At 75.5% G+C, this 22684-nt stretch carries 20 protein-coding genes; 8 read left to right on the forward strand and 12 right to left on the reverse strand.

Annotated elements, in window-relative coordinates; all coding sequences use genetic code 11:
- Nucleotides 1–39: 39 nt before the first annotated feature.
- Together ybaK and MLV88_RS00850 are read right to left on the reverse strand one after the other, a co-directional pair.
- Nucleotides 40–522: a Cys-tRNA(Pro) deacylase gene (ybaK, locus tag MLV88_RS00845; protein ID WP_242340471.1), complete on the reverse strand. Its 483-nt coding sequence runs from the start codon at nucleotides 520–522 to the stop codon at nucleotides 40–42.
- The gene (locus MLV88_RS00850; RefSeq protein ID WP_243336575.1) at nucleotides 519–1127 is read right to left on the reverse strand and encodes a phosphorylase family protein; all 609 of its coding nucleotides are present in this window, start codon (nucleotides 1125–1127) and stop codon (nucleotides 519–521) included. Before MLV88_RS00850 ends, ybaK begins: the two co-directional genes overlap by 4 nt.
- 105 nt (nucleotides 1128–1232) lie before the next feature.
- Between MLV88_RS00850 and MLV88_RS00855 the strand changes: the two genes are divergently transcribed.
- Entirely contained in the window at nucleotides 1233–1853 is a 621-nt protein-coding gene (locus MLV88_RS00855) for a tRNA-uridine aminocarboxypropyltransferase (protein WP_242340469.1), read from the forward strand.
- 28 nt (nucleotides 1854–1881) lie between these two features.
- Here the strand turns inward: MLV88_RS00855 and MLV88_RS00860 are convergent, their stop codons facing one another.
- Both MLV88_RS00860 and MLV88_RS00865 read right to left on the reverse strand, forming a co-directional pair.
- The gene (locus MLV88_RS00860; RefSeq protein WP_243336577.1) at nucleotides 1882–2826 is read right to left on the reverse strand and encodes an Ig-like domain-containing protein; all 945 of its coding nucleotides are present in this window, start codon (nucleotides 2824–2826) and stop codon (nucleotides 1882–1884) included.
- A gap of 127 nt (nucleotides 2827–2953) precedes the next feature.
- Nucleotides 2954–4042 carry a trans-sulfuration enzyme family protein gene (locus MLV88_RS00865; protein ID WP_242340467.1) on the reverse strand — a complete coding sequence of 363 codons (1089 nt, stop codon included), beginning with the start codon at nucleotides 4040–4042 and terminating at the stop codon, nucleotides 2954–2956.
- Nucleotides 4043–4260: 218 nt separating this feature from the next.
- Between MLV88_RS00865 and MLV88_RS00870 the strand changes: the two genes are divergently transcribed.
- Nucleotides 4261–5010, forward strand: a complete 750-nt coding sequence (locus MLV88_RS00870; RefSeq protein ID WP_242340466.1) for an NYN domain-containing protein — start codon at nucleotides 4261–4263, stop codon at nucleotides 5008–5010.
- On the opposite strand, the gene MLV88_RS00875 is transcribed toward MLV88_RS00870, so the two are convergent.
- Complete coding sequence (locus tag MLV88_RS00875; protein WP_243336579.1) at nucleotides 5011–6783, reverse strand: monovalent cation:proton antiporter-2 (CPA2) family protein; 1773 nt, start codon at nucleotides 6781–6783, stop codon at nucleotides 5011–5013.
- A gap of 73 nt (nucleotides 6784–6856) precedes the next feature.
- On the opposite strand from MLV88_RS00875, the gene MLV88_RS00880 reads away from it, so the two are divergent.
- Nucleotides 6857–8041, forward strand: a complete 1185-nt coding sequence (locus MLV88_RS00880; protein ID WP_242340464.1) for a 6-phosphofructokinase — start codon at nucleotides 6857–6859, stop codon at nucleotides 8039–8041.
- Nucleotides 8042–8171: 130 nt separating this feature from the next.
- On the forward strand, nucleotides 8172–9122 hold the full coding sequence (locus MLV88_RS00885) for a cation diffusion facilitator family transporter (RefSeq protein ID WP_243336581.1): 951 nt from the start codon (nucleotides 8172–8174) through the stop codon (nucleotides 9120–9122).
- Here MLV88_RS00885 and MLV88_RS00890 read toward each other — a convergent pair.
- From MLV88_RS00890 to MLV88_RS00920, 7 genes are all read right to left on the reverse strand, one after another.
- Nucleotides 9062–9850 (reverse strand): spermidine synthase, encoded by a 789-nt coding sequence (locus tag MLV88_RS00890; protein ID WP_243336582.1) that lies wholly within the window; start codon nucleotides 9848–9850, stop codon nucleotides 9062–9064. The two genes, MLV88_RS00885 and MLV88_RS00890, sit on opposite strands and share 61 nt — an antisense overlap.
- On the reverse strand, nucleotides 9847–10359 hold the full coding sequence (locus MLV88_RS00895) for a tellurite resistance TerB family protein (RefSeq protein ID WP_242340461.1): 513 nt from the start codon (nucleotides 10357–10359) through the stop codon (nucleotides 9847–9849). Before MLV88_RS00895 ends, MLV88_RS00890 begins: the two co-directional genes overlap by 4 nt.
- Nucleotides 10360–10436: 77 nt before the next feature.
- Nucleotides 10437–10826 carry a cupin domain-containing protein gene (locus tag MLV88_RS00900; protein ID WP_242340460.1) on the reverse strand — a complete coding sequence of 130 codons (390 nt, stop codon included), beginning with the start codon at nucleotides 10824–10826 and terminating at the stop codon, nucleotides 10437–10439.
- 90 nt (nucleotides 10827–10916) lie between these two features.
- A complete protein-coding gene (locus MLV88_RS00905) occupies nucleotides 10917–11756 on the reverse strand; it encodes an Fpg/Nei family DNA glycosylase (RefSeq protein WP_243336584.1) in 840 nt (279 codons plus the stop codon).
- Between the two features lie 15 nt (nucleotides 11757–11771).
- Entirely contained in the window at nucleotides 11772–16418 is a 4647-nt protein-coding gene (locus MLV88_RS00910; RefSeq protein WP_243336586.1) for an Lhr family helicase, read from the reverse strand.
- 14 nt (nucleotides 16419–16432) lie between these two features.
- Nucleotides 16433–16636, reverse strand: coding sequence for a (2Fe-2S)-binding protein (locus MLV88_RS00915; protein ID WP_243336588.1), 204 nt, complete (start codon nucleotides 16634–16636; stop codon nucleotides 16433–16435).
- On the reverse strand, nucleotides 16633–16854 hold the full coding sequence (locus tag MLV88_RS00920; RefSeq protein ID WP_243336592.1) for a hypothetical protein: 222 nt from the start codon (nucleotides 16852–16854) through the stop codon (nucleotides 16633–16635). Before MLV88_RS00920 ends, MLV88_RS00915 begins: the two co-directional genes overlap by 4 nt.
- A gap of 323 nt (nucleotides 16855–17177) precedes the next feature.
- Here MLV88_RS00920 and MLV88_RS00925 point away from each other — a divergent pair, with 323 nt between their 5' ends.
- The 4 genes from MLV88_RS00925 (at nucleotide 17178) to serC (ending at nucleotide 22656) form a co-directional block, all read left to right on the forward strand.
- On the forward strand, nucleotides 17178–19472 hold the full coding sequence (locus MLV88_RS00925) for a CHASE domain-containing sensor histidine kinase (protein ID WP_243336594.1): 2295 nt from the start codon (nucleotides 17178–17180) through the stop codon (nucleotides 19470–19472).
- Nucleotides 19473–19544: 72 nt separating this feature from the next.
- On the forward strand, nucleotides 19545–19928 hold the full coding sequence (locus MLV88_RS00930) for a hypothetical protein (RefSeq protein ID WP_243336596.1): 384 nt from the start codon (nucleotides 19545–19547) through the stop codon (nucleotides 19926–19928).
- Nucleotides 19925–21298 carry an MFS transporter gene (locus tag MLV88_RS00935; RefSeq protein ID WP_243336598.1) on the forward strand — a complete coding sequence of 458 codons (1374 nt, stop codon included), beginning with the start codon at nucleotides 19925–19927 and terminating at the stop codon, nucleotides 21296–21298. The genes MLV88_RS00930 and MLV88_RS00935 overlap by 4 nt, the downstream gene beginning before the upstream one ends.
- 230 nt (nucleotides 21299–21528) lie before the next feature.
- The gene (gene serC / locus MLV88_RS00940; protein WP_243336600.1) at nucleotides 21529–22656 is read left to right on the forward strand and encodes a 3-phosphoserine/phosphohydroxythreonine transaminase; all 1128 of its coding nucleotides are present in this window, start codon (nucleotides 21529–21531) and stop codon (nucleotides 22654–22656) included.
- Nucleotides 22657–22684: the final 28 nt, after the last annotated feature.

Below are 22684 nucleotides of genomic sequence, written 5' to 3' on the forward strand. Positions count from 1 at the left end.
GACCCCGCTCGTGACCACGAGCGGTCTACGCGCCCGCCTCTACTGCTCGATGGCGACGTCCACGGGGACGGGGGAGAGGACGCGCACGAGGTCGGCGGGCGCGATCCCGACGAGGAAGCCGCGCGAGCCGCCGTTCACGTAGAGCTTCGGCAGCTCGAGAATGGTCCGCTCGACGTGCACCGGCATCGCCTTGCGCGTTCCGAACGGGCTCGTGCCGCCGACGAGATAGCCGCTGTGGCGCTGGGCGACGTCCGGCTTGCAGATCTGCACCGTCTTCTTCCCGAGCTGACGGGCGAGCGCCTTCGTCGAGACCTCGCGGTCGCCGTGCATGAGCACGACGAGCGGGGCGCCGGTCTCGTCCTCCATGACGAGCGTCTTCACCACGGCGTGCTCCGGGACGCCCAGCTCCCGCGAGGACACCGCCGTGCCGCCGTGCTCCTCGTAGCGGTAGACGTGCTCGGTGTACGGGACCTTCTGCTGGCGCAGGAGCCGGGTGGCGGGGGTCGACGGGGTCTTGCTCATTCGAGGAGCTCCTCGGCGCCGAACACGCCGCGCTCGCGCAGCGCCGCGACGAGCGCCCGGCTCGCGGCGGCGTGGTTGGCCTTCCACTCCTCGTGCGCCCCGGGGCCGACCCGGTTCGCGACGGCGAGCGCCGCGGCCGCAGGCACGTTCGCCGCGGCGCACGCGGCGAAGACGCCCGTGAGCTCGAGGTGCTCCGCGGCGGCCACCTCCGCGAGCGCGCGCGCGCCCTCCTCCGTGAGCGTGATCGCGGGCGGGACGGCCACGCGGTGCGCGGGGAGCGGCAGCGTGAAGGTGGCGGGCCAGCGGGTGCGCTCGAGCGCGGGGCGATAGGCGCGGCCGGCCCGCTCGTCGAGCGAGGTCGCGATGGCCTCCGACGCCGCGATGAGCTCGCCCGGCGCGAGCCGCGCGTCGTACGCGCCGCAGGTCCCGACGAACAGGACGCGCTCCGGCGCGTGAAGGGCGAGGAGCCGCGCGGTCTCCACGGCCGCCGCGAGGGCGCCGACGCCGGTGCAGGCGACCGCCCAGCCCTCGGGCGGCGCGGCGTCGAGGCCGGCGAGCTCCGGAGGGAACGCCGCGAGCAGCAGGCGGGCGGGGCGAGCGGGCATGGCGCGCATGGTACGCCAACCGGGGCGCACGGGCGGCGCGTTCCTGGCGGGCCCCGGGGCCGCTCGACGCGCGCCCGGCGCCGTGCTTTCCTCCCGCGCTCTCCCATGCGCCCGACCTGCCGCCGCTGCCTGCGCCCCACGGAGCTCTGCGCCTGCGCGGACCTCCCGGTGATCCCGTCGCGGACGCGCGTCGTGCTGCTCCAGCATCCTCGCGAGGCGCGCCTCGCGATCTGCAGCGCCTGGCTCACCCGGCTCGCGCTCGAGAACTGCGAGCTCCACCGCGGCGTCGCGTTCGAGGATCACCCCGCCGTTCGCGCGGCGGCGGCGACGCCGGGGGCGGCGCTGCTCTTCCCCGGCGACGGCGCCGTGCCCGCCGAGGCGCTCGCCGGCGCGCCGCCCCCCGTGCTCTTCGCCGTCGACGGGACGTGGCCTCAGGCGGTGAAGATGATCCGGGCGACGCCCACGCTCGCGGCGCTGCCGCGGGTCGGGATCGTGCCGGCGCGGCCGAGCGGCTACGGCGGCCTGCGCCGCGAGCCAGGGCCCGAGCACCTCTCCACCGCGGAGGCGGTCGCGTTCGCCCTGGGCGCGCTCGAGGGCGCTCCCGCGCGCTTCGAGCCGCTCGTCCGCGCGTTCCGCGCGAGCGTCGAGAAGCAGCTCGCCTGCGCGCGCGGAGAACGGCGCAGCCCGCGCCACCGGCCAGGGAGCCGGTGGGCGGGCAGCGGGTAGCCGGGACGCCGCGGAAGGCGCGCGGGCGCTACTTCGCCACGCGCAGGTTCAGCGACGCGGTCTTGGTGCTCGTCCCGTCCGTGGCGGTGAGGGTCACCTTGGTCCTGCGGGTCACCGCGGACGTCGTCACGGCGAAGGTCGCGTTCTGCGCGCCGGCCGGCACGGTCACGGTCTCGGGGACCCCGACGGCGGCGTTGCTGCTCGTCAGCGTGACGATGACGTCCTCCGTCGCCGACGAGGTCAGCGCGACGGTGCCGACGACCTGCACCGGGCCGCCGCCGATGACCGACCCGCGGGAGAGGCCGAGGTAGGAGAGCGCCGCCGGCAGCGTCGTCACCTCCACGGTGATGCTCGCCGTCGCGCCGGAGACCGGCTCCACGGCGGTGATCGTGGCGGTCCCGACCGCGACCGCGGTGACGAGCCCGCCCGGAGACACCGTCGCGATGGCGGCGTCCGACGTCGTCCAGATGACCGTCGCGGTGACGTCGGCCGTCGTGTCGTCCACGAGCGTGCCGTCCGCCTGGAGCTGCAGCGTGGTGCCCACGAGCAGCGTCGGATCGATGGGCGACACGGCGAGCGACACGATCGGCGGGACGACCTCCACCGTCACCCTCCCCGTGACCCCGCTCATCGGCTCGGTGGCGCTGACCTCGCTCGTCCCGACGGACGCGCTCGTCGCCAGCCCCGCGTCGGCCGCCGCGTTCGAGACGGCGACGATCTCGGGGGCCGCCGAGCTCCACACGACCTCTGCCGTGACGTCGCGCGTCGTGCCGTCGGAGTACGTCCCCACCGCGGTGAGTCGCACGGACTCCCCGACCAGGACGGAGACCACCCCGGCGCTGGCCGGCTGGACCTGGATCCCGGCCAGGTGCGGGCCTGCAGCGGGGCTCTTCTCGCCGCTGCAGGCGGCGAGCGAGACGGCGGCGAACGTGAGGACGGCGAGCCTTCGAGCGGTGTGACGGTAGGCGAGCATACTTTCTTCCCCCTGGAGACGCGGCGCCCGGACGGACGCCTGCCCGCCCGGACGGTGATGTCGCAGGGGGACGGATGCGAGTCCGTCGATGTCGGGACACTGTCACGGGGCGTGAGGCCGCCCGCCGTCACGGCCGGGGGCTAGAGCGCCCGCCGATCGCCGCGAGCCCTCGGGCGAGATCGCGCTCGAGATCCTCGGGATCCTCGATCCCGACCGCGAGCCGCAGGAGCGCCGGCGGCGCGTGCGGATCCTGCTTGCGTCGCCACTCGATGAGCGACTCCACCCCGCCGAGGGACGTGGCGTCGCGGAAGAGGCGCAGGGCCCCCGGGAGCTCCCGCGCGGCGGCCTCCGTCGCGAGCTCGATGGACAGGATCGGGCCCGGCCCGCGCATCTGCCGCTTCGCCAGGGCGTGGCCCGGGTGCGAGGGGAGCGACGGGTGCCACACGCGCGCGACGCGCGGCTCGAGGAACGCCGCGAGCCGGGTCGCGGTCGCGGTCTGCTGCCGCACCCGCAGGCCGAGCGTGCGGACCCCGCGCAGGACGAGCCAGGTCTCGAGCGCGCCGGGGACGCCGCCCGTGACGGTGCGGGTCGCGCGGAGCCCGTCCGCCAGGGCGGGATCGCGGGCGACCAGGACGCCGCCGAGCGCGTCGGAGTGGCCGGCGAGGAACTTCGTCATCGAGTGGTAGACGAGGTCCGCGCCGAGCGCGAGCGGCGCCTGCAGCACGGGCGTCGCGAACGTGCCGTCGACGACGACGCGCGCTCCGGCCGGTCGCGCGCGCGCGACGTGCGCGGCGATGTCCTGCAGCTCGCAGGTCGGGTTCTTCGGGGTCTCGAGCCACACCACGTCCCCCGCGCCGAGGTCGGCCTCGAGGGCGACCTTCTCCACGCCGAACGGCGCGAGCGCGTCGATGGCCGCGTGGGTCCCGTGGTAGCCGCCGGTCGCGATCGCCACGCGGCGCGGCCGCAGGTGCAGGAGCGCCGCCGTGGCGGCCGCCTGCCCGGAGGCGAACGTCACCGCGTGTCCGCCGTCGAGCGCGCCGAGCACCGCCTCGAGCCGCCGCCGCGTCGGCTGATCGTTGCGTGCGTAGACGAGCCCGGCGTCGTTGTCCGCCGCGAAGGTCGTCGAGACGTGGATGGGCGGCGCGATGTCGGCGGTGGGCTCGACGGCGGCGTCCGCGTGGAGGGCGAGGGTGTCGGGCCGGAGGAGGTCGTCCATGGGCGGCATCCTCCGGCCCCGGCCGGTCCACGGCAAGCCCTGCGCGCCGGCGGCGCGTCACAGGCCGCCGAGCGCGCGGGTGGCCTCCCGATTACGCTCAGCGTGCGCGCCGCCCGCGAAGCCCGCATGGAGCCCGCTCGAGCCGCCATTCGCTTGCGCCGGGGCCTCTTCCCTGACAGGGTGCGCGCGCGGGCCCACGTCCGGGCCCGGGAGACCGAATGAAGCGCGACACCAGCCACGATCAGCGCATCGCCCTGTTCATCGACTTCGAGAACCTCGTCACCCGCACCGGCCTCTCGGCGGAGACGTTCGACCTCCAGCCGGCGCTCGACACGCTCCTCGAGAAGGGCAAGGTCGTCTTCCGCCGCGCCTACGCGGACTGGACCCGGTTCTCCGACGCGACGCAGCGGCTCCACGACAAGGGCGTCGAGCTCGTCGACGTGCCGCCCTCGACCCGCGCCGGGAAGAACGGCGCCGACATGCGGCTCGTCATCGACGCCCTCGAGCTCGCCTACCTGCGCGAGCACATCGACACCTTCGTCATCGCCTCCGGCGACTCCGACTTCTGCCCGCTCGCCTACAAGCTGCGCGAGAACGACCGCGTGGTGATCGGGATGGCGGTGCGCGAGTCGACGAGCCCGCTGTTCGTGAAGGCCTGCGACGAGTTCATCTACCTGCGTCCCGGCGGGAAGCGGCGCGCCGCGGAGCCGAAGGAGAAGGACCGGCCGGTGAAGGAGAAGGCGATCCCGGTCGTCGCCCGCGAGGCGGCCGCGGCGATGCTCGCCCGCGCGAGCGGACCGGTGAACCCCTCCGCGATCAAGGCCGCCATCGTGCGTCGCGAGCCGGACTTCGACGAGCGCGACCACGGCTTCTCGTCCTTCAGCCGCCTCCTCGAGGCGATGGAGAAGGAAGGGCTCCTGAAGCTGGAGCAGGGCGCGAAGGGGCAGTGGTACGTGGTCCCGGCGTAGCTAGGCCGGGCGCTGGCGCGCGTCCTCCTCGAACAATCGCTCCAGCTCCTCGCGGCCGCGCCGCGCGATGTCGGTGAGCTTGTCGAGGTCGTCCTGGTGCTGCCAGGAGGCCTCGAACTGCGCCTCGTCGTGCTCACGGAAGCGCTCGACGGCGCTCCGCGCCTCGGCGTAATCCACCCCCAGCGCTTCGAGCACGTCCGAGGTCATGACGAGCGAGGAGTGGAGCGTCTCGCGCACGATGCGCCGGATGCCGAGGCGGCGCAGCCGGTACGCGTGCTGCCGGTTGCGGGCGCGCGCGAGGATCGCCACCTGCGGGAAGTGCTCGCGCACCACCTCCGCCGTGCGCACCGACGCGTCCACGTCGTCGATGGCGAGGACGAACAGGCGCGCCCGCTCGACCCGCGCCGAGCGCAGGAGGTCGAGGCGCGAGACGTCGCCGTAGAAGACCTTGTTGCCGAAGCGCCGGATGAAGTCGATGTGCTCGGGGCTGGCGTCGATGGCGGTGAAGGTGATTCGCTTCGCGGCGAGGACGCGGCCGACCACCTGCCCCACCCGCCCGAATCCTGCGATCACCACGCAGGGATCGCCGGGGGGCACGACGTCGAACTCGCGGGCCGGGCCGCGCCGCAGGAGGCGCCTCGCCACGAGCGCGTGGAGCGCGAAGAGCACGGGCGTCGTCGCCATCGAGAGCGTGACCGCCACGACGAGGAGCGCGGCGATTCCCGGGTCCATGACGCCGTCGGCCGCGGCCAGCCGGAAGAGCACGAAGGCGAACTCGCCGCCCTGCGAGAGGAGGAGACCGAGCGCGAGCGCGGGCTCCGCGCTCCCGAGGGCCCGCCGGCCGACGGCGAAGGCCACGAGGGCCTTCAGGGCGACCAGGCCGAGGACGACGCCGGCGACCGCGAGCGGGCGCAGGGCGAGCACTCGCAGATCGGCGGTCATGCCGACCGCGAGGAAGAAGAGCCCGAGCAGGAGCCCCTTGAACGGCGCGACGTCCGCCTCGAGCTCGTGGCGGTACTCGGAGGTGGCGAGCAGCACGCCGGCGAGGAAGGCGCCGAGCGCCATGGACAGCCCGGCGGCCGAGACGGCGAGCGCGGTGCCCGCGACGAGGAGGAGCGCGGTCGCGGTGAAGAGCTCGGGGTTCCTGAGCGACGCCACGAACCGGAACACCGGGCGTGCGACGAGGCGGCTCGCGACCACCACCCCGCCGACGACCGCCACCGCCTTCGCGACCGTGAGCCACGCGGGCGCCGCCGAGGGCGCGGGCGCGCCGAGCGCGGGGAGGAGCGCGAGCAGCGGGATCACCGCGAGGTCCTGGAAGAGCAGGATGGCGAACGCCAGCTGGCCGTGCCGCGTCCCGAGCTCGTTCCGCTCCCCGAGGAGCTGCACCACGAGCGCGGTGGAGGAGAGCGAGAGACCCAGCCCGGCGACCGCGGCAGTTCGCCACGGCACCCCGAGGGCGAGCGCCACCCCGGCGATGGCGAGCGAGGTCACCGCGACCTGGAGCGCGCCGCGGCCGAACACGTCCCGGCGCAGCTCGACGAGGCGGCGGGGGTCGAGCTCCAGGCCCACGAGGAAGAGGAGGAGCACGACGCCCAGCTCGGCGACGCGGAGCACGCCCTCGGCGTCGCCCGAGAGGGCGAGCCCCTGCGGCCCCACGATCGCCCCGGCGACCAGGTAGCCGAGGACGGAGCCCAGGCCGACACGCGCCGCGAGCGGCACCACGACGACGGCAGCGGCGAGGTAGACGAACGCCGAGCGCAGGAACGGCACGGGGGACCTCCGCGGGGGGCCGACTGCCGGTTCTTAGCGGCGCTCCGGGCGAAGTGCGCCTAGGATTACCCGCATGGCACGCATGCGCGTCGGCATCCTCACGGGTGGGGGCGACGTCCCCGGCCTGAACTCCGTCATCAAGAGCGTCGTCTACCGGGCCGCGGACCACCAGATGGAGGTCGTCGGCATCCGGCGCGGGTGGGAAGGGCTCACCCACCTGAACCTCGACGATCCGGCGAGCCGCGGCCGCTACGTGCTGCCGCTCACCCGCGAGAACACCCGCACCATCGACCGGACCGGCGGGACGTTCCTGCACTCGAGCCGGACGAACCCCGCGCGGATGAAGCAGCTCCCGCCCCACCTCGCCGGCCGCACCTTCCCGACCGCGCAGACGACGAAGCAGGGCCAGACCTCGACGACTCACGACGTCTCGAGCGCGGTGCTCGCGAACCTCGAGGGCCTGAAGCTCGACTACCTCTTGCCCATCGGCGGCGACGACACCCTCTCCTACGCCGCGCGGCTGCACGAGCTCGGCGCGAAGGTGATCGCCATCCCGAAGACGATGGACAACGACGTGCGGAACACCGAGTACTGCGTCGGCTTCTCGACGGCGATCACGCGCGCGATCTCGGCCATCGAGCGGCAGCGGACGACCGTCGGCTCGCACGAGCGGATCGGCATCTTCCGCATCTTCGGCCGCGACGCGGGCTTCACCGCCTTCTACACGGCGTACGTCACCTCGATCCGCTGCATCATCCCGGAGCACAAGCCGAAGCTCGAGCACATCGTCGACCTGCTCGTGACGGACAAGCGCCAGAACCCCTCGAGCTACGCGCTCGTCGTCCTCTCCGAGGGCGCCGAGTGGGAGGGCTACAAGGTCCAGGAGTACGGGGAGCCCGACGCCTTCGGCCACCGCAAGAAGGCGAGCGTCGCCGAGTCGCTCTCCGACGCGATCAAGGCGCGAGCCGGCGAGGAGACGATCGTCTCGGACCTCACCTACGATCTCCGCTCGGGCGATCCCGACTTCGTCGACAAGCTCGTCGCGAACACCTTCGGCACGATGGCCTTCGACGCGCTGCTCGAGGGGAAGAGCGGGCTCATGTCGGCGATCGTCGACGGCAAGTACGACCTCATGCCCATCCCGGATCCGAAGCTCGGGCCCCGCAAGGTGGACGTGGCGTCGATGTACAACACCGACCGGCTGCGGCCGATCTACGCGAACAAGCGGGGGCTGCCCGTCTTCCTGAACCGCGCGTGAGCGGGGCGAGGCGGGAGGGAGCGCCCGCGCTCCCGGCGGCCGGCGCAGCGCGGCTCCGTGCCGCTTGCGGAGCGGAGGCAGGTCGGGCAGAAGGGGTGCGGGCGCCGCCTCGCGGCGCGCCCGCGCCGCCATGACCCGGTCCGCCCCATCCTCGCTCGCGCGCTTCGCCTGGCTCTCCATCGGCGCGGCGATCGCGACCATCGCGCTGAAGACGCTCGCCTGGCGCATGACCGGCTCCGTCGGCCTCCTCTCCGACGCGCTCGAGTCGATCGTCAACCTCGCCGCGGCCGTGATGACGCTCGTGATGGTGACCATCGCGGCGCGGCCGCCGGACGAGGACCACGCGTACGGCCACGGCAAGGCGGAGTACTTCGCGAGCGGGCTCGAGGGCGCGCTCATCCTCGTGGCGGCGGGCGGGATCATCTGGACCGCCGCCGATCGGCTCGTCCACCCGCGCGCGCTCGAGCGGCTCGGGCTCGGCCTCGCGGTCTCGGTCGGCGCCTCGCTCGTGAACCTCGCCGTGGCGCGGGTGCTCATCCGCACCGGCAAGGGTCGCCACTCCATCGCGCTCGAGGCCGACGGCCACCACCTCATGACGGACGTGTGGACGAGCGCCGGCGTGCTCGTCGGCATCGGGGCGGTCGGGATCACCGGCTGGACACGGCTCGACCCGCTCGTCGCCATCGCGGTCGCGCTCAACATCGTCTGGACGGGGGTGACCCTCGTCCGCCGCTCCGCGCTCGGCCTCCTCGACACGGGCCTCGCCGCCGCCGAGCGGCGCGCGCTCGAGGAGGTCCTCGCGCGCCACGCGGCCGAGCACGTGCAGTTCCACGCGCTCCGGACGCGCCAGGCCGGGTCGCGCCGGTTCGTCTCGGTGCACGTCCTCGTGCCGGGCGCGTGGACCGTGCAGCGCGGGCACGCGCTGCTCGAGGAGATCGAGCGCGACCTCCGCGCCGCCATCCCGAACCTCACCGTGACGACGCACCTCGAGCCGATCGAGGACTCGGTGTCGTTCGAGGATCAGGAGCTCGACCGCAGCGCCCCCCCGGCCATCCAGGATCCGGCCGGGCAGGGCCGCTGAGCCGACCCGCCGCAAGAGCCCGCTACACCGTCCCTCGGCGGCGGCCGAGCGCCCCCGCCGCGGGCCCGCGCACGCCCACGATCACGACGTGCCGCACTGCCCCCGGCGTCGCCGCGCGCTGGCGCGGCGATCGCCTCCGCCGCGACCCCCGCGCGACCGAGCCGCGCGACGTAGCGGGGGTCCTGACCGGCCGACCAGACCGCGAGCGCGCCGCCGGCGCGGAGCGCGTCGCGGCAGGCACGGACCCCGGCCTCGCCGTACAGCCGGTCGTTCGCGGGATGCGCGAGCGCGGAGGGGCCGTTGTCCACGTCGAGCAGGATCGCGTCCCAGGCGCCGCGGCCGGCGGTGACGTGCTCGAGGACGTCGCCCTCCGCGACGTGCACCCGCGGGTCGTCGAGCGGGCGCCCGGCGAGGTGCGCGACCGGGCCGCGGTTCCAGCGCACGAGCGCGGGGACCAGCTCGGCCACCACCACGCGCGCGCCGGGCGGGAGCCGGTCGAGCGCGGCGCGGAGCGTGAACCCGAGGCCGAGCCCACCGACGAGCACGTTGCGCGGGGCGCGGACCCGCGCGAGCGCCGCGGCGGCGAGCGCCTCCTCCGAGCCGTGCGTCCGGCTGGTCATGAGCACCCGGCCGGCGGCCCGGACGGACCACTCCTCCCCACGGCGGGAGAGGACGAGCTCCGCGCCGTCCGGGGCGCGGGCGCGGTCCACCGTCTCCCAGGGGATCACCGCTTGTTCACCGACCGGTGCTCGGAGTACGCGCTGCGGATGTCGACGTAGTCGCGCTCGGTGAGCCGGAGCTCGCCGCAGATCCCGCGGATCGCCTCCTCCTCGGCGACGGAGATGGCGCCGTCCGAGGCGGCGACCGCGAAGAGGCAGTGCACGAGATCCATCCGCTCGGCGTCGCTCGCCTGGTCCCGGAACGTCCGGGCCGCGAGGAAGTTCTGCGTCTCGCCGCTCGCGCGGTGCTCCGCCTTCGCGATCTCGACCACGAGCGCGGCCTGGTCCTTCGGGAGGTGGCCGACGGTCTCGACGATCCGCGCCATGGCCTCGGTCTCGGCCGAGTGGACGTCGAGATCCACGTTGGCCACGCGGGCGAGGAGGAACGCGAACAGCGCGAGGTGCTCCGCGCGCTCCGCCGGGAGCGCCTCGAGGGCACGGGCGACGCGATGGACCACGCCGGCGTCGCGCGCCGGCTCCTCACGGGGGACGAGCCCGAGCCACTCCAGGATCGACATGGCCTTCTTCTACCGCGTCGCCCGCCGCGGCGCAGCGCGTCGCGACCGACGCCCTGGGCGGGCGCCGCAGCCTCCTGCTACTTCGCGGCGCCGCCCGCCGGCGGGGGAGCGGCCGCGGCCTTCTCGCCGCCCTCGGGGCCGTAGAACAGCACCCAGGTGAAGAAATCCTCGCTGAAGTCCTCGAACCAGTGGACCTCGCCGGCGGCGGCGAAGAGCACGTCGCCCGCGCGGAACGCGAAGCGCTGGGTGCCGTTCACGAAGGCGCCGGCGCCGCGGAGGACGACGTAGACCTCGTCGCGGTCGTGAGGCCGCTGCGTGTCGCGGCCGCGCGGCGCGAAGATCTCGACCTGCAGCGAGCCGTGGCGGAAGACGGTCTCGAACCGCTTGCCCCCCGCCCGCGGCAGCCTCGCCGTCGCCGCGCTCGCCGCCACGTGCCTCGCCAGATCGAAGACGTCCTGCCCCGCCATGTCACCCTCCCGAGAAGAGAGCGGAAGATACCTCAGAGCCGGCCGCCCGACCGCGCCATCGCGAGGCCGCGCGCTCCCACGCGCCGTCCGCTAACCCCCGCCCGGCGGCGGCTGGCAGCGCGGGCAGTGGTAGGTCACGCGGGCGCCGGGGCCCTGGCGCCCGAGCCGGATGGCAGCTCCGCAGCGGCGGCACGGCTCGCCCGCGCGGCCGTAGACGAAGAGCCGCTCGTCGGGGTTCGACCGGCCCGTCGTGCGCCGGCCGCCGAGCCAGGTGGGGGTGCTCGCGCCGTACGGCGCCACCGCCGCGAGGAGGACCCGGCGGGCGACGGTGACCAGCGCGGCCAGCGCGGCGGCGGAGAGCGAGGCGACCGTCCGGTAGGGGTCCACGCCGGCGAGGAACAGGATCTCCGACTTGAGCTCGTTGCCCACGCCCGCGAGCGCACCCTGATCGAGCAGCGCCTCGCCGACCTCGCGCGCCGGCCGCGCGCGCAGCCGGCGCTCCGCCTCGGCGGCGTCGAAGTCCGGGGCGAGCAGGTCGGGCCCGAGCCGGGCGAGGTCCGGCTGCCGCGCGAGGCCTCTCGCGTCGAGGAGCTCCGCCGCGGGCAGGTCGAAGCCCACCGCGAGCCAGGGGCGGGTCTCCACGAGGACGCGCATGGCGTCCCGCGGGCGGCGCCAGCGCTCGCCGGGGCGGTACAGGTGCCAGCTCCCGTTCATGCGGAGGTGGCTGCGCAGCCAGAGGTCCCCGGAGAAGCGGACGAGGAGGTGCTTCCCCCGGGCGCTCACGCCCTCGACGGTGCGACCGGCGACGGGGCGATCCGCGTCGACGCGCGCGAGCGGGGGCAGCACCGTCTCGAACCGGACCACGGTCTCGCCCGCGAGCGCCCGGTGGAGGTTCGAAGCCGCGCGGTGGATGGTGTCGCCCTCTGGCACGCGCGCCTCGCTCCGCTACGGCAGCTCGCTCCCCGCCGAGAGCGCCGCCGCGGCCGCCCGCCGCGTGAGCTGGAGCCCCGCCGCGGTGGGCACGAACCCGGCCGCCTGGAGATACCCCGCGAGCGGGTGCGCCGCCGCGGGACCGCCGTCGATCTCCACGACGAGCGCCGCCTCGGCCTTGCCGTGCAGGGCGCGGACGAGCTCGGTGAGCGCCGCCGCGATGGCGGCGCCCGCGTGCGAGCGCTCCGGCTCGAACTCCGGGAGCCACGCGAAGAGCTGACGGGCGCCGCGCGCCACGTAGGCCGCGAGCTCGCCGTCCACGAGCACCACGTACGCGCCGACCGCGCGCGCGGGCCGCTTCCCCTCCGGGGCGCCCTGCACCGCGGGCCAGTCGAGCAGCGCGCCGTACGGGTTCGCGGGGTCCGTCGCGGCGAGCGTCACGACCTCCGGCGTCTCCGCGGGCTCGCGCAGGGAGCGCAGCAGGTCGAGCACGCCCGGCTGGGCGAACTGCATCGCGCCCACGCCGCCGACGAAGTAGCCGCGCCGGATCCGGCCGCTCTCCTCGAGGTGGCGGAGCACGTCGTAGACCGCGCTGAACCCGCCGGGCAAGGACTCCGCCGCGGCGGCGCCGCGGGTGACGAGGCCGTAGCGGACGAGGAGCTGCTGCGCCGTCGCCGCGCTCCACTCGGTCGCGGTCGGGATCCCGCCCGCGAGCTCCCGGCGCGCGGCGACGAGCGTCCAGCGCCCTCCGGCGGCGGGCGGTGCGGCCCGGCGCGACCGGAACGCGGCCGGAGCGCGCGCGACGACCCGGCCGCGCTCGCGGCGGGCGGCGGCGGGCTCGGCGTAGGCGCGGAGCACCTGGAACGTGTCGTTCGTGACGAGCCCGCGCCAGACGAGATCCCAGAGCGCGTCCACCGTCTGCTGCTCGTACCCGCCGCCCGCGGCGGCGTGCAGCTCGGCGAAGAACGAGGCGCCGCGCCGGGCCAGGTGCTCGAGGATCCGCGCGCCGCGCTCGCCCTGGGGCGCCTCCGCCGCCGGGCGGGTCGTGGGCAGGAGCCGGGGGAACGCGTCCGCGAGGTAGAGCGCGATGCGTCCGTCGTGCTCGCCGATGGGCTCGAGCCCCACCCAGAGCACCTCCCCCGCCGCGGCGAGCGCGTCGACGTCTCCGCGCAGGTACCCGTCCACCCGCGCCGGCAGGATCTCCGTCTCGAGGAGCGAGGCGGGGAGCGGCGCGCCCTGGAGCTTCTCGACCGCGTCGAGCACGGCGTCGAGGCCGCGGCCCTTGCGCGGGATGCCGTGCCAGCCGAGCAGCATGCGCGCGAACGCCCGCGGCTCGACCGGCTCGATCTCCTCGCGCAGCCGCGCGAGCGAGCGGCGGCGGAGGCCGCGCAGGACCTCCGGGTCGCACCACTCGCGCTCCGCGCCGTGCGGGCGGAACGCCCCCTCGAGGAGCCGGCCGCGCTCGAGGAGCCGCCGGAGCGCGCCCTCCGCCGTGGGGCGCGGGATCCCGAAGCGCGCGGCGAGCTCGCCGGTCGTAAACGGCGCGTGGCGGCGCGCGTGGCGCGCGGCGAGGCCCTCGAGCGCGTCGGCCACCGGCCCGAGCAGCGCCTCGGGCACGCCGGGCGGGAGTGGCACGCCGAGGGCGTCGCGGTAGCGCGCGGCGTCCTCCACGGCCACGAGCCGCTCCTCCCCTGCGATCCGGAGCGGGATCGCCCGCCGCTCCGCCACGAGCCGCTCGGCGCCGGCGGCCACCTCGGGGGTCGCCGACCGCCGGGCGATCTCCTCACGGGAGAGATCGCCGAGGCGGAGCAGGAGATCCGCCACGCCGTCCACGCTCCGCGCGCGCGCGGCCGGCGCGAGGTGCTGGAGCTGCGCCTCCAGGGCGACGAGCGCGTCCGCGTCGAGGAGCTCGCGCAGCTCGGCCTCGCCGAGCAGCTCACGGAGCTGGGCCTGGTCGATGGTGAGCGCCTGGGCGCGGCGCTCGGCGAGCGGCGCGTCGCCGTCGTAGATGAAGCTCGCCACGAACCCGAAGAGCAGCGAGGCCGCGAACGGCGACGGGACGCGCGTGTCGGCGGTGACGACGCGGACGCGCCGCGCGCGGACGTCGCGCAGGACCTCCTCGAGCGCGGGCAGATCGAACACGTCGCGCAGGCACTCGCGGTACGCCTCGAGCAGCAGCGGGAAGGCCCCGTAGCGGGACGCCACGGCGAGGAGGTCCGCGGCGCGCTTGCGCTGCTGCCAGAGCGGGGCGCGCTGGCCGGGGCGGCGCTTCGGCAGGAGCAGGGCGCGGCCGGCGGCCTCGCGGAACTTGGCCGCGAAGAGCGCGGTCGCGCCGAGCTGGCCGACGACGAGGTCCTCCACCTCCTCCGGGTCCGGCAGCAGGAACGACACGTCGGGCGGCTCGTCGGACCCCGGCACCCGCACCGCGAAGCCGTCGTTCGTCCAGAGCGTCTCGACGTCCGCGCCGAGGCGCTCGCGCGCGCGGACCGTCGCCGCCATCGCCCACGGCGCGAGGACCGGGCTGCCGAGCGGCGCGAGCAGGCACACGCGCCAGTCGCCCAGCTCGTCGCGGCAGCGCTCGACGAGGAGGGTTCGGTCGTCCGGGACCGCGCCGGTCGCCTGGGCCTGGTCGTCGAGGAAGCGGAGGAGGTTGTCGGCGGCGCGCGCGTCGAGATCGTGGACGCGCACGAGCCGCGCGCGCGCGGCCTCGCGGGGCGTCTCGCGCAGGGCGCGGACGAGCCGGCCGATGCGGCGGCCGAGCTCGAGCGGCCGCCCCGCCGAGTCGCCGTGCCAGAAGGGCATCTTCCCAGGCTCGCCCGGCGCGGGCGAGACGAGCACGCGGTCGTGGGTGATCTCCTCGATGCGCCAGGTCGAGGCGCCGAGGAGGAACGTCTCCCCCACGCGCGACTCGAACACCATCTCCTCGTCCAGCTCGCCGACGCGGGTGTGGCCCTGCTTCCCGCCCGCCAGGTAGACGCCGTAGAGGCCGCGGTCCGGGATGGTCCCGCCGTTCACGACCGCGACGCGGCGCGCCCCCTCGCGCGCTCGCAGCTTGCCGCGCACGCGATCCCAGGTGACGCGCGGGCGCAGCTCCGCGAACTCCTCCGAGGGGTAGCGGCCGGAGAGCATGTCCAGCACGCCCTCGTAGACCGAGCGCGACAGCTCGGCGAACGGGGCGGCCCGTCGGACGGCGTCGTAGAGCGCGTCGACCTCCCAGTCGTCGAGCGACACCATCGCGACGATCTGCTGGGCGAGGACGTCGAGGGGGTTCCGCGGGTAGCGGGTCGCCTCCACCTCGCCCGCGTGCATCGCCTCGGTGAGGCCGGCGCAGGCGAGCAGGTCGGCCCGGTACTTCGGGAAGATGACGCCGCGGCTCGGCTCGTCGATGCGGTGGCCCGCGCGGCCGATGCGCTGCATCCCGCTCGCGACCGAGGGCGGCGCCTCGATCTGCACCACGAGGTCGACGGCGCCCATGTCGATGCCGAGCTCGAGCGAGCTCGTCGCGACGAGCCCCCGGAGGCGGCCCGCCTTGAGCGCGTCCTCGATCGCCACCCGCTGCGGGCGCGCGATCGAGCCGTGGTGAGCCTGCACGAGCAGCTCGCCCGCGAGCTCGTTCAGCGCCGCCGCGAGCCGCTCCGCGATGCGCCGGCTGTTCACGAAGACGAGGGTCGTCCGGTGGGCGCGCACGAGCTCGAGCAGGCGCGGGTGGATGGCGGTCCAGATCGAGGCCCGCACCGGCGCCTGGCTCGCGTCGCCGCTCGCGAGCTCGAGCGCCTCGCCGATGCGCGACATGTCCTCGACCGGGACCTCGACGCGGAGCTCGAGCGCCTTGCGCGCGCCGGCGTCCACGAGGGTGACCGGCCTGTGACGGAGCGCGCCCCCGGCGCGGAACTCGGCCATCGCCGAGGCGCCCGGGCTCGCAGGGGAGGCGGCGCCCTCCCCCGCGCCGCGGCGCCCGCGGGGCCGCGCGGGCGGCGGGGCCGGGACGGGCTCGGCGCCCCCGAGGAAGCGCGCCACCTCCTCGAGCGGCCGCTGCGTCGCGGAGAGGCCGATGCGCTGGAGGGGGCGCCCCGCGAGCGCCTCGAGCCGCTCGAGCGACAGCGCGAGGTGCGCGCCGCGCTTGGTCGGGACGAGCGCGTGGATCTCGTCCACGATGACCGTCTCGACCGAGCGCAGCACCTCTCGCGCGTTCGAGGTGAGCACGAGGTAGAGCGACTCGGGCGTGGTGATGAGGACGTCGGCGGGGACGCGCGCGAACCGGGCGCGCTCCGCCGCGGGCGTGTCTCCGCTCCGCACCGCCACCGCCGGGAGGCGGTAGGCGTCGCCGCGCCCCGCGGCGACCTGGGCGATGCCCGCGAGCGGCGCGCGCAGGTTCCGCTCGACGTCCACGGCGAGCGCCTTCAGCGGGGAGACGTAGACCACCCGGAGCCGCTCCTTCCTGGGCGGCTCCGGCGCGAACATCAGGCGGTCCAGACAGGAGAGGAACGCCGCGAGGGTCTTGCCGCTCCCGGTGGGCGCGAGGAGCAGGGTGCTCTCGCCGCGCCGGATGGCCGGCCAGGCGAGCGCCTGCGCCGGCGTGGGCGCCTCGAACGCCCGCGAGAACCAGTCGCGGACGGCGGGCTGGAAGAGCTCGAGCGCGGCCGCGCGGGCCTTCGCGTCCATCCGCCAGGTTTAACTCACGCGGCGCGCCGCTGCGCGGGCGGCTGCAGGACGACGCCCTCGGCGCGCGCCGCGTCGGCGAGGCGCGAGAGGGCCTCCTCGCACGCGCCGCAGTCGGAGCCGGCGCCCGTCGCCGCGACGACCTCCTCGACCGTCCGGCCGCAGCGCACCGCCGCTCGCAGGTCCCCGTCCGACACGTCCCGGCACATGCAGATCTTCATGCCCGCACCCGCGACGCCCGGCAGAGCCAGCAGCGCCCGTACACGGTGAGCGAATGAGCCTCCACGAGCACGCCGCGCGCGGCGGCGCGAGCCCGCACGCCGTCGAGCAGGCCCGCCGCGTCGAGCGGCGTGACGCCGCCGCAGCGGGTGCAGACCAGGCGATCGCGACCGGCGAAGGGAGGAACGGAGGGCGAGGGAGCTTCGGGACCTGGGTTCACGCCACGCTCGGGAGGCTTGGGCCGAGGCACGATGCGACGACCCGTGAGACTCAATCTCAGTACCACGCCGTTCTCCGCCGCAACGTGATCCGGATCAAGGCTCGCCCCGAACGCGAAGTTCACGAATCCTGGGCAAAACGCGCGGGCGCCCCGTTCGGGGCCGCATTGCCACTGAGGGGTGAGCGGCGCGACAGCGCCTCAGCGCGCTCGACGCTCGGGGCCTCGATGCCCAGGCCCGCTGCCCCCCGCCGCCCCTGCTGGGATGCGCGCGGACGCGGGCCGTCCTTACCCTGATCGCAACCGCCGGGACGGCGGTTTTCCTCATGCCGAGGCGCCTCCTCTCACCCGCGCGGGCTGCGCTCCGCCATCACCTGACGCCCGCCGTCGTGCTGGCCCTGGGGCTCGCGGCCACGCTCGCCGCCTGGGCGCTCGCGCGATCGACGCTCCGGATGCAGTCGAGGGAGCGCTTCGTGGACGAGGTGGACCGGGCGAGCGCCGCGCTGAACGAGCGGATGGCCGCCTACGAGGCGATGCTGCGCGCGACGAGCGGCTTCCTCCGCGGCGTCGGCGCCGAGCCCTCCGCGCTCGCCTTCCATGACTTCGTCGCGACCCTCGACCTCCGCGATCGCTACCCGGGCATCCAGGGCATCGGCTGGAGCAAGCTCATCCGTCCCGACGAGCTCGCGAACCACGAGGCGGAGCAGCGCGCCGCCGGGCGCCCCGGCTACCGCGTCTGGCCGCCGGGGGCGCGCACGCTCTACTCGAGCATCGTCCTCCTCGAGCCGCTCGACTGGAGGAACCAGCGCGCCATCGGCTTCGACATGTTCTCCGAGCCCGTGCGGCGCGGCGCGATGGAGCGCGCCCGCGACACCGACGATCCGGCGGCGACCGGGCGCGTCGAGCTCGTGCAGGAGACGGGACGCGAGCGGCAGGCGGGGTTCCTCGTGTACGTGCCCGTCTACGCCGGCGCGCCCGCGACGGTCGAGGAGCGCCGGGACCGCCTGCGAGGGTGGGTCTACGCGCCGTTCCGCGCCGGGGACCTCCTGCGCGCCGCCCTGGACGCGACCGCGATGCAGAAGTTCGGGCTGTCCGCCTACGACGGCACGGAGCTCCGGGCGGAGGCGCTCCTCTTCGAAGCGGGTGCGCGGGAAGACGAGACCCGCCTCGCCCTCGTCCGTCGCATCGACGTCGCGGGCCGCCCCTGGACGCTGCGCTTCGCGGCCGGCCGATCCTTCGAGAGCGCGACGGAGCGGCTGTTGCCCCTCGGCGTGGCCCTCGGCGGCCTCGCGCTCACGCTGCTGCTGTTCTGGGCGACGCGCGAGGAGGTGCGCGCGCGGACGCGGGCAGAGGCCTCGGCGCGCCGGGCGGTCTTCCTCGCGGAGGCGAGCAAGGTGCTCTCCTCCTCGCTCGACTACGCCGCCACCCTCCCCCGGGTGGCGACCCTCGCCGCCCAGCGCGTCGCGGAGCTGTGCATCGTCTATCTCGAGCGGGGCGACCCGCGCTGGACCGTGGGCCACGCGACCCCCGAGGTCGCCTCGCGCGTGCGCGCCGCGGTCGAGGGGTCCGGCTTCGAGCGGGACGTCGAGATCGGCCCCGCCGCCGCGCTCCAGGGAGGCCATCCCCGCGCCCGGAGCGGCTTCGATCCCGGCCGGATCGCCCTCGCCGCCCGGGCGCCCGCGCTCGCCGGCGCGCTGCGCGAGGCGGGCGTGGGATCCTCGCTCACCGTCGCGCTCGCGTCGCGCGGCGAGCGGCTCGGCACCCTCACCTTGCTCGCCGGCGCGCGGCGCCGCTTCACCCGCGGCGACGTCCGGCTCGCGACCGACCTCGCCCGGCTGGTCGCGGCCGCGGTGGACACCTCCCGCCTCTACGCGGCGGCGCGCGCCGCCGTCCGCGAGCGCGACGAGTTCCTCTCGATCGCCTCGCACGAGCTGCGCACGCCGCTCACCTCGCTCGCGCTCCAGTCGGAGAGCCTGCGCGCCAAGGCGAGCCGGCTCCAGCTCGACGACGTCGCGCGGAAGGCCGAGGTGATCCGCCGCAACGTCGACCGGCTCGCGCGGCTGGTCGCGAGCCTCCTCGACCTGTCGCGCATCACCGCCGGGAGGCTCGAGCTCGAGCTCGAGCCGTTCGACCTCGCGGAGCTCGCGCGCGAGGTCGTCGCGCGCTTCGAGGACGAGGCCCGCCGCGCTGGCTGCACGCTCGAGCTCGTCGCGCCCGAGCCGGTGCCTGGCTCGTGGGACCGGCTGCGGCTCGACCAGGTGCTGACGAACCTCGTGTCGAACGCCATCAAGTACGGCCCGAACCAGCCGGTGGAGGTGCGCGTGGAGGGGGTCGGCGAGCGCGCCGTGCTGACGGTGCGCGATCGCGGCATCGGGATCCCGCCCGAGGACCAGGCGCGGATCTTCGAGCGCTTCGAGCGCGCGGTGTCGAAGCGGAGCTACGGCGGCTTCGGGCTCGGCCTCTGGATCGTGCGCGAGATCGTGGAGTCGCTCGGGGGGACCGTGCGGGTGGAGAGCGCGCCCGGGAGCGGCGCCACCTTCACGGTCGAGCTCTCGCGCCGCGCGCAGGCCCCGGCGCGCACCCCGGCCACCGGGCTGAGCCCGGCCGCGCCCACCGCCTGAGCGGCAGGCGCGAGGCGCAGGCGAGACCGGCGGCGGCCGTGGCATGATGCGCCGTCCCGGAGGACCCCGCCGATGCGCCGTCTCGCCCTCGCTCTCCTCGCCGCGCTCCTCGCCACGGCCTGCCGCTCCCCGGAGGAGAAGCTCGTCGATCGGCGCCGCGACCTGCGCGAGTCGCTCGATCGGCTCTACTCGGAGTACGTCGAGGGCAGCTCGGGCGCGGACCGGCGGGAGGAGAAGCCCGCGGGCAGCGTCGTCGGCCGCTTCGTGCAGGAGCTGGACCGCTCGCACTTCGAGCAGAGCTGCCTCGCGGTCGGCCGCGGCGAGCGGACCTTCCTGCTCTCCGAGCAGCTGGAGGCGTTCCTGAAGGACGCCGGGCACTCGCGCGACTGTCGCGAGGCGGCGCGGATCGACGCCGACGTCGCGGCGCTCGAGCGCGAGGGCCAGGCCCGCCCGTGAGCGGCCCTGCCCGAGAGGGGGCGCCCGGGCTCCTCGCCCGGCTCGGCCTCGACCGCCCCGAGCTCCGCGCGTGGGTCCTCTACGACGTCGCGAACTCCGCCGCGGTGACCTCCGTGCTCACGGCGATCCTGCCCATCTACTACGCGCGCGTCGCGGGCGCGGAGCTCCCGCCCACGGTCGCCACCCAGCGCTTCGCGCTCGCCACCACCGCGGGCCTCGCGGTCGTGGCCGTGCTCGCGCCAATCCTCGGCACCCTCGCCGACGTGGCGCCGGTGAAGAAGCGGCTGCTCGCCCTGTTCGCGCTCACCGGGGCGGCGGCCACCGCGGCGCTGTTCGCGGTCGGGCCGGGAGACTGGCTCCTCGCCTCGGCGCTCCTCGTCCTCCTGAACGTCGGCCTCAACGGGAGCTTCGTGTTCTACGACGCGCTCCTCCCGCACGTGGCGCGCGAGGACGAGCTCCACCGCGTCTCCTCCGCCGGCTACGCCGCCGGCTACCTCGGCGGCGGCCTCCTCCTCGCGGCGCAGCTCGCCTGGATCGCGCGCCCGGGGCTCCTCGGCCTTTCTTCCGGCGGGACCCCCGCCCAGGCGACCCTCCCCACCCGGCTCGCGTTCGTGTCGGTCGCGATCTGGTGGATCGCCTTCACGATCCCGCTCCTGCGCCGCGTCCGCGAGCCCGCCGTGCGCGCGCCGGAGGGCGCCGCGCGGGAGGGGACGATCGCGCGCCTCGCCCGCACGGTCCGGCAGCTCCGCCGCCACCCCCAGGCCGCGCTGCTCCTCGCGGCGTTCCTCGTCTACAACGACGGGATCGGCACGATCATCCGCATGGCGGCGATCTACGGGAGCGAGCTCGGCCTCTCCCGCGGGGCCCTCATCGGCGCGATCCTCCTCGTGCAGCTCGTCGGCGTCCCGTGCGCGTACCTGTTCGCCGGGCTCGCCGGCCGCGTCGGTGCCAAGCCCGCGATCCTCGCCGGGCTCGCCGTGTACACGGGCATCGCGGTGCTCGGGTACTTCACGCGCACCGCGGCGCACTTCTTCGCGCTCGCCGTGCTCGTCGGGCTCGTCCAGGGTGGGACGCAGGCGCTGTCGCGCTCGCTCTTCGCGAGCCTCGTGCCGCGCCACCTCTCGGGCGAGTTCTTCGGGTTCTTCGCGGTCTCCGAGAAGTTCGCCGGGATCTTCGGGCCCGCGGTGTTCGCCCTCGCCATCGCGGTGACCGGGTCGAGCCGCGCCGCGGTGCTCTCCGTCATCGGCTTCTTCCTCGCGGGCGCGGCGCTGCTCCTCGGCGTGGACGTCGAGCGCGGACGGCGCGAGGCGCGCGCCGCGGAGGCGCTGGCGGACACCGCCGTCGAGTCGTCTCCCGAGCGGCTCGCCTGAGGCCCGCGCAGGCCGGGCCACCCGCGCTCGCGCCCATTTGCCGAGGCATCTCGTCGGGTTCGCGCTGCCCGCGCCCGCGCCGCGGCCGCTCGCCCGGACGGCCGCGCCCCGCCGCCCCGTCCCGCCCGGGCCACGCGCCCGACGAACCTCACGCGGAGGTTCCCGGCGCGGCCTTTTTCGCGGAGAATCCCCCTCCCGCTTCCACCGACCGCCCCGACCGCGAGGAGCCCATGAGCCGAAAGAAGAACTTCAACGCCGGTCCCGCCGCACTCCCGCTGCCCGCGCTCGAGCGCGCCCGGGACGAGCTCCTCGACTTCGCGAACAGCGGGATGTCGGTGATGGAGCACAGCCACCGCGGCAAGGAGTACGAGGCCGTCCACGACGAGGCCCTCGCGCTCCTGCGCGAGCTGCTCGCCGTGCCCGCCACGCACGAGATCCTCTTCGTGCAGGGCGGCGCCTCGCAGCTCTTCGCGCAGCTCCCGATGAACCTCGTGCAGAAGGGCCAGACCGCGGACTACGTCGTGACCGGCGCGTGGGGCGAGAAGGCGCTCTCCGAGGCGAAGGTCGCGACCGCCATGCTCGGCGGCGCGGTGCGCGTCGCCTGCACGACCGGCACCGGCGAGGGGAAGGAAAAGTCCTACGTCCGCGTGCCCCGGCCCGACGAGGTGAAGGCGGACCCCGCCGCCGCGTACGTGCACGTGACCTCGAACGAGACGATCCACGGCGTCGAGTACGCGGTCGACCCGTCGCGCCCGTTCCCGTCCCCGGGCGGCGCGCCGCTCGTGGCCGACATGTCGAGCGACTTCCTCTGGCGTCCCTTCGACGTCTCGCGCTTCGGGCTCGTCTACGCGGGGGCGCAGAAGAACATCGGCCCGTCCGGCGTCGTCGTGGTGATCGTCTCGAAGGAGCTCGTCGAGCGCGGCCGCAAGGACATCCCCAAGATCTTCCAGCTCCGCACGCCGGCCGAGAACAAGTCGCTCTACAACACACCGCCCACGTTCGGCATCTACATGATCCGGAACGTGCTCGCGTGGCTAAAGGGGCTGGGCGGGCTGTCGGCCATGGAGGCGCGGAACCGCAAGAAGGCGGCCCGGCTCTACGGCGCCATCGACGCGAACCCCGGCTTCTACCGCTGCCCGGTCGAGAGGGAGAGCCGCTCGGTGATGAACGTCGTGTTCCGGCTCCCGAGCGAGCAGGACGAGGAGCGGTTCGTCGCCGAGGCGAAGAAGCTCGGGATGGTGGGGCTCAAGGGGCACCGCTCCGTGGGCGGCATCCGCGTCTCGACCTACAACGCCGTCGAGCCGGAGTGGGTCGACGCGCTCGTGGACTTCATGGGCGCGTTCGCGAAGCGCGGCTGAGGCGGCTCACGGGCCGCCGCCCGCGCGC

Origin of the sequence: Anaeromyxobacter soli (assembly GCF_022808855.1) — a bacterium.
GTDB classification, from domain to species: Bacteria; Myxococcota; Myxococcia; order Myxococcales; family Anaeromyxobacteraceae; genus Anaeromyxobacter; species Anaeromyxobacter soli.

Bases quoted from the DNA above. Each gene is read 5' to 3' on its own strand.
- MLV88_RS00855 (WP_242340469.1), top strand. From the start codon at position 1,233: ATGCGCCCGACCTGCCGCCGCTGCCTGCGCCCCACGGAGCTCTGCGCC.
- MLV88_RS00870 (WP_242340466.1), top strand. From the start codon at position 4,261: ATGAAGCGCGACACCAGCCACGATCAGCGCATCGCCCTGTTCATCGAC.
- MLV88_RS00880 (WP_242340464.1), top strand. From the start codon at position 6,857: ATGGCACGCATGCGCGTCGGCATCCTCACGGGTGGGGGCGACGTCCCC.
- MLV88_RS00930 (WP_243336596.1), top strand. From the start codon at position 19,545: ATGCGCCGTCTCGCCCTCGCTCTCCTCGCCGCGCTCCTCGCCACGGCC.
- MLV88_RS00850 (WP_243336575.1), bottom strand. From the start codon at position 1,127: ATGCCCGCTCGCCCCGCCCGCCTGCTGCTCGCGGCGTTCCCTCCGGAG.
- ybaK (WP_242340471.1), bottom strand. From the start codon at position 522: ATGAGCAAGACCCCGTCGACCCCCGCCACCCGGCTCCTGCGCCAGCAG.
- MLV88_RS00910 (WP_243336586.1), bottom strand. From the start codon at position 16,418: ATGGACGCGAAGGCCCGCGCGGCCGCGCTCGAGCTCTTCCAGCCCGCC.
- serC (WP_243336600.1), top strand. From the start codon at position 21,529: ATGAGCCGAAAGAAGAACTTCAACGCCGGTCCCGCCGCACTCCCGCTG.
- MLV88_RS00925 (WP_243336594.1), top strand. From the start codon at position 17,178: ATGCCGAGGCGCCTCCTCTCACCCGCGCGGGCTGCGCTCCGCCATCAC.
- MLV88_RS00915 (WP_243336588.1), bottom strand. From the start codon at position 16,636: ATGAAGATCTGCATGTGCCGGGACGTGTCGGACGGGGACCTGCGAGCG.
- MLV88_RS00860 (WP_243336577.1), bottom strand. From the start codon at position 2,826: ATGCTCGCCTACCGTCACACCGCTCGAAGGCTCGCCGTCCTCACGTTC.
- MLV88_RS00865 (WP_242340467.1), bottom strand. From the start codon at position 4,042: ATGGACGACCTCCTCCGGCCCGACACCCTCGCCCTCCACGCGGACGCC.
- MLV88_RS00885 (WP_243336581.1), top strand. From the start codon at position 8,172: ATGACCCGGTCCGCCCCATCCTCGCTCGCGCGCTTCGCCTGGCTCTCC.
- MLV88_RS00895 (WP_242340461.1), bottom strand. From the start codon at position 10,359: ATGTCGATCCTGGAGTGGCTCGGGCTCGTCCCCCGTGAGGAGCCGGCG.
- MLV88_RS00900 (WP_242340460.1), bottom strand. From the start codon at position 10,826: ATGGCGGGGCAGGACGTCTTCGATCTGGCGAGGCACGTGGCGGCGAGC.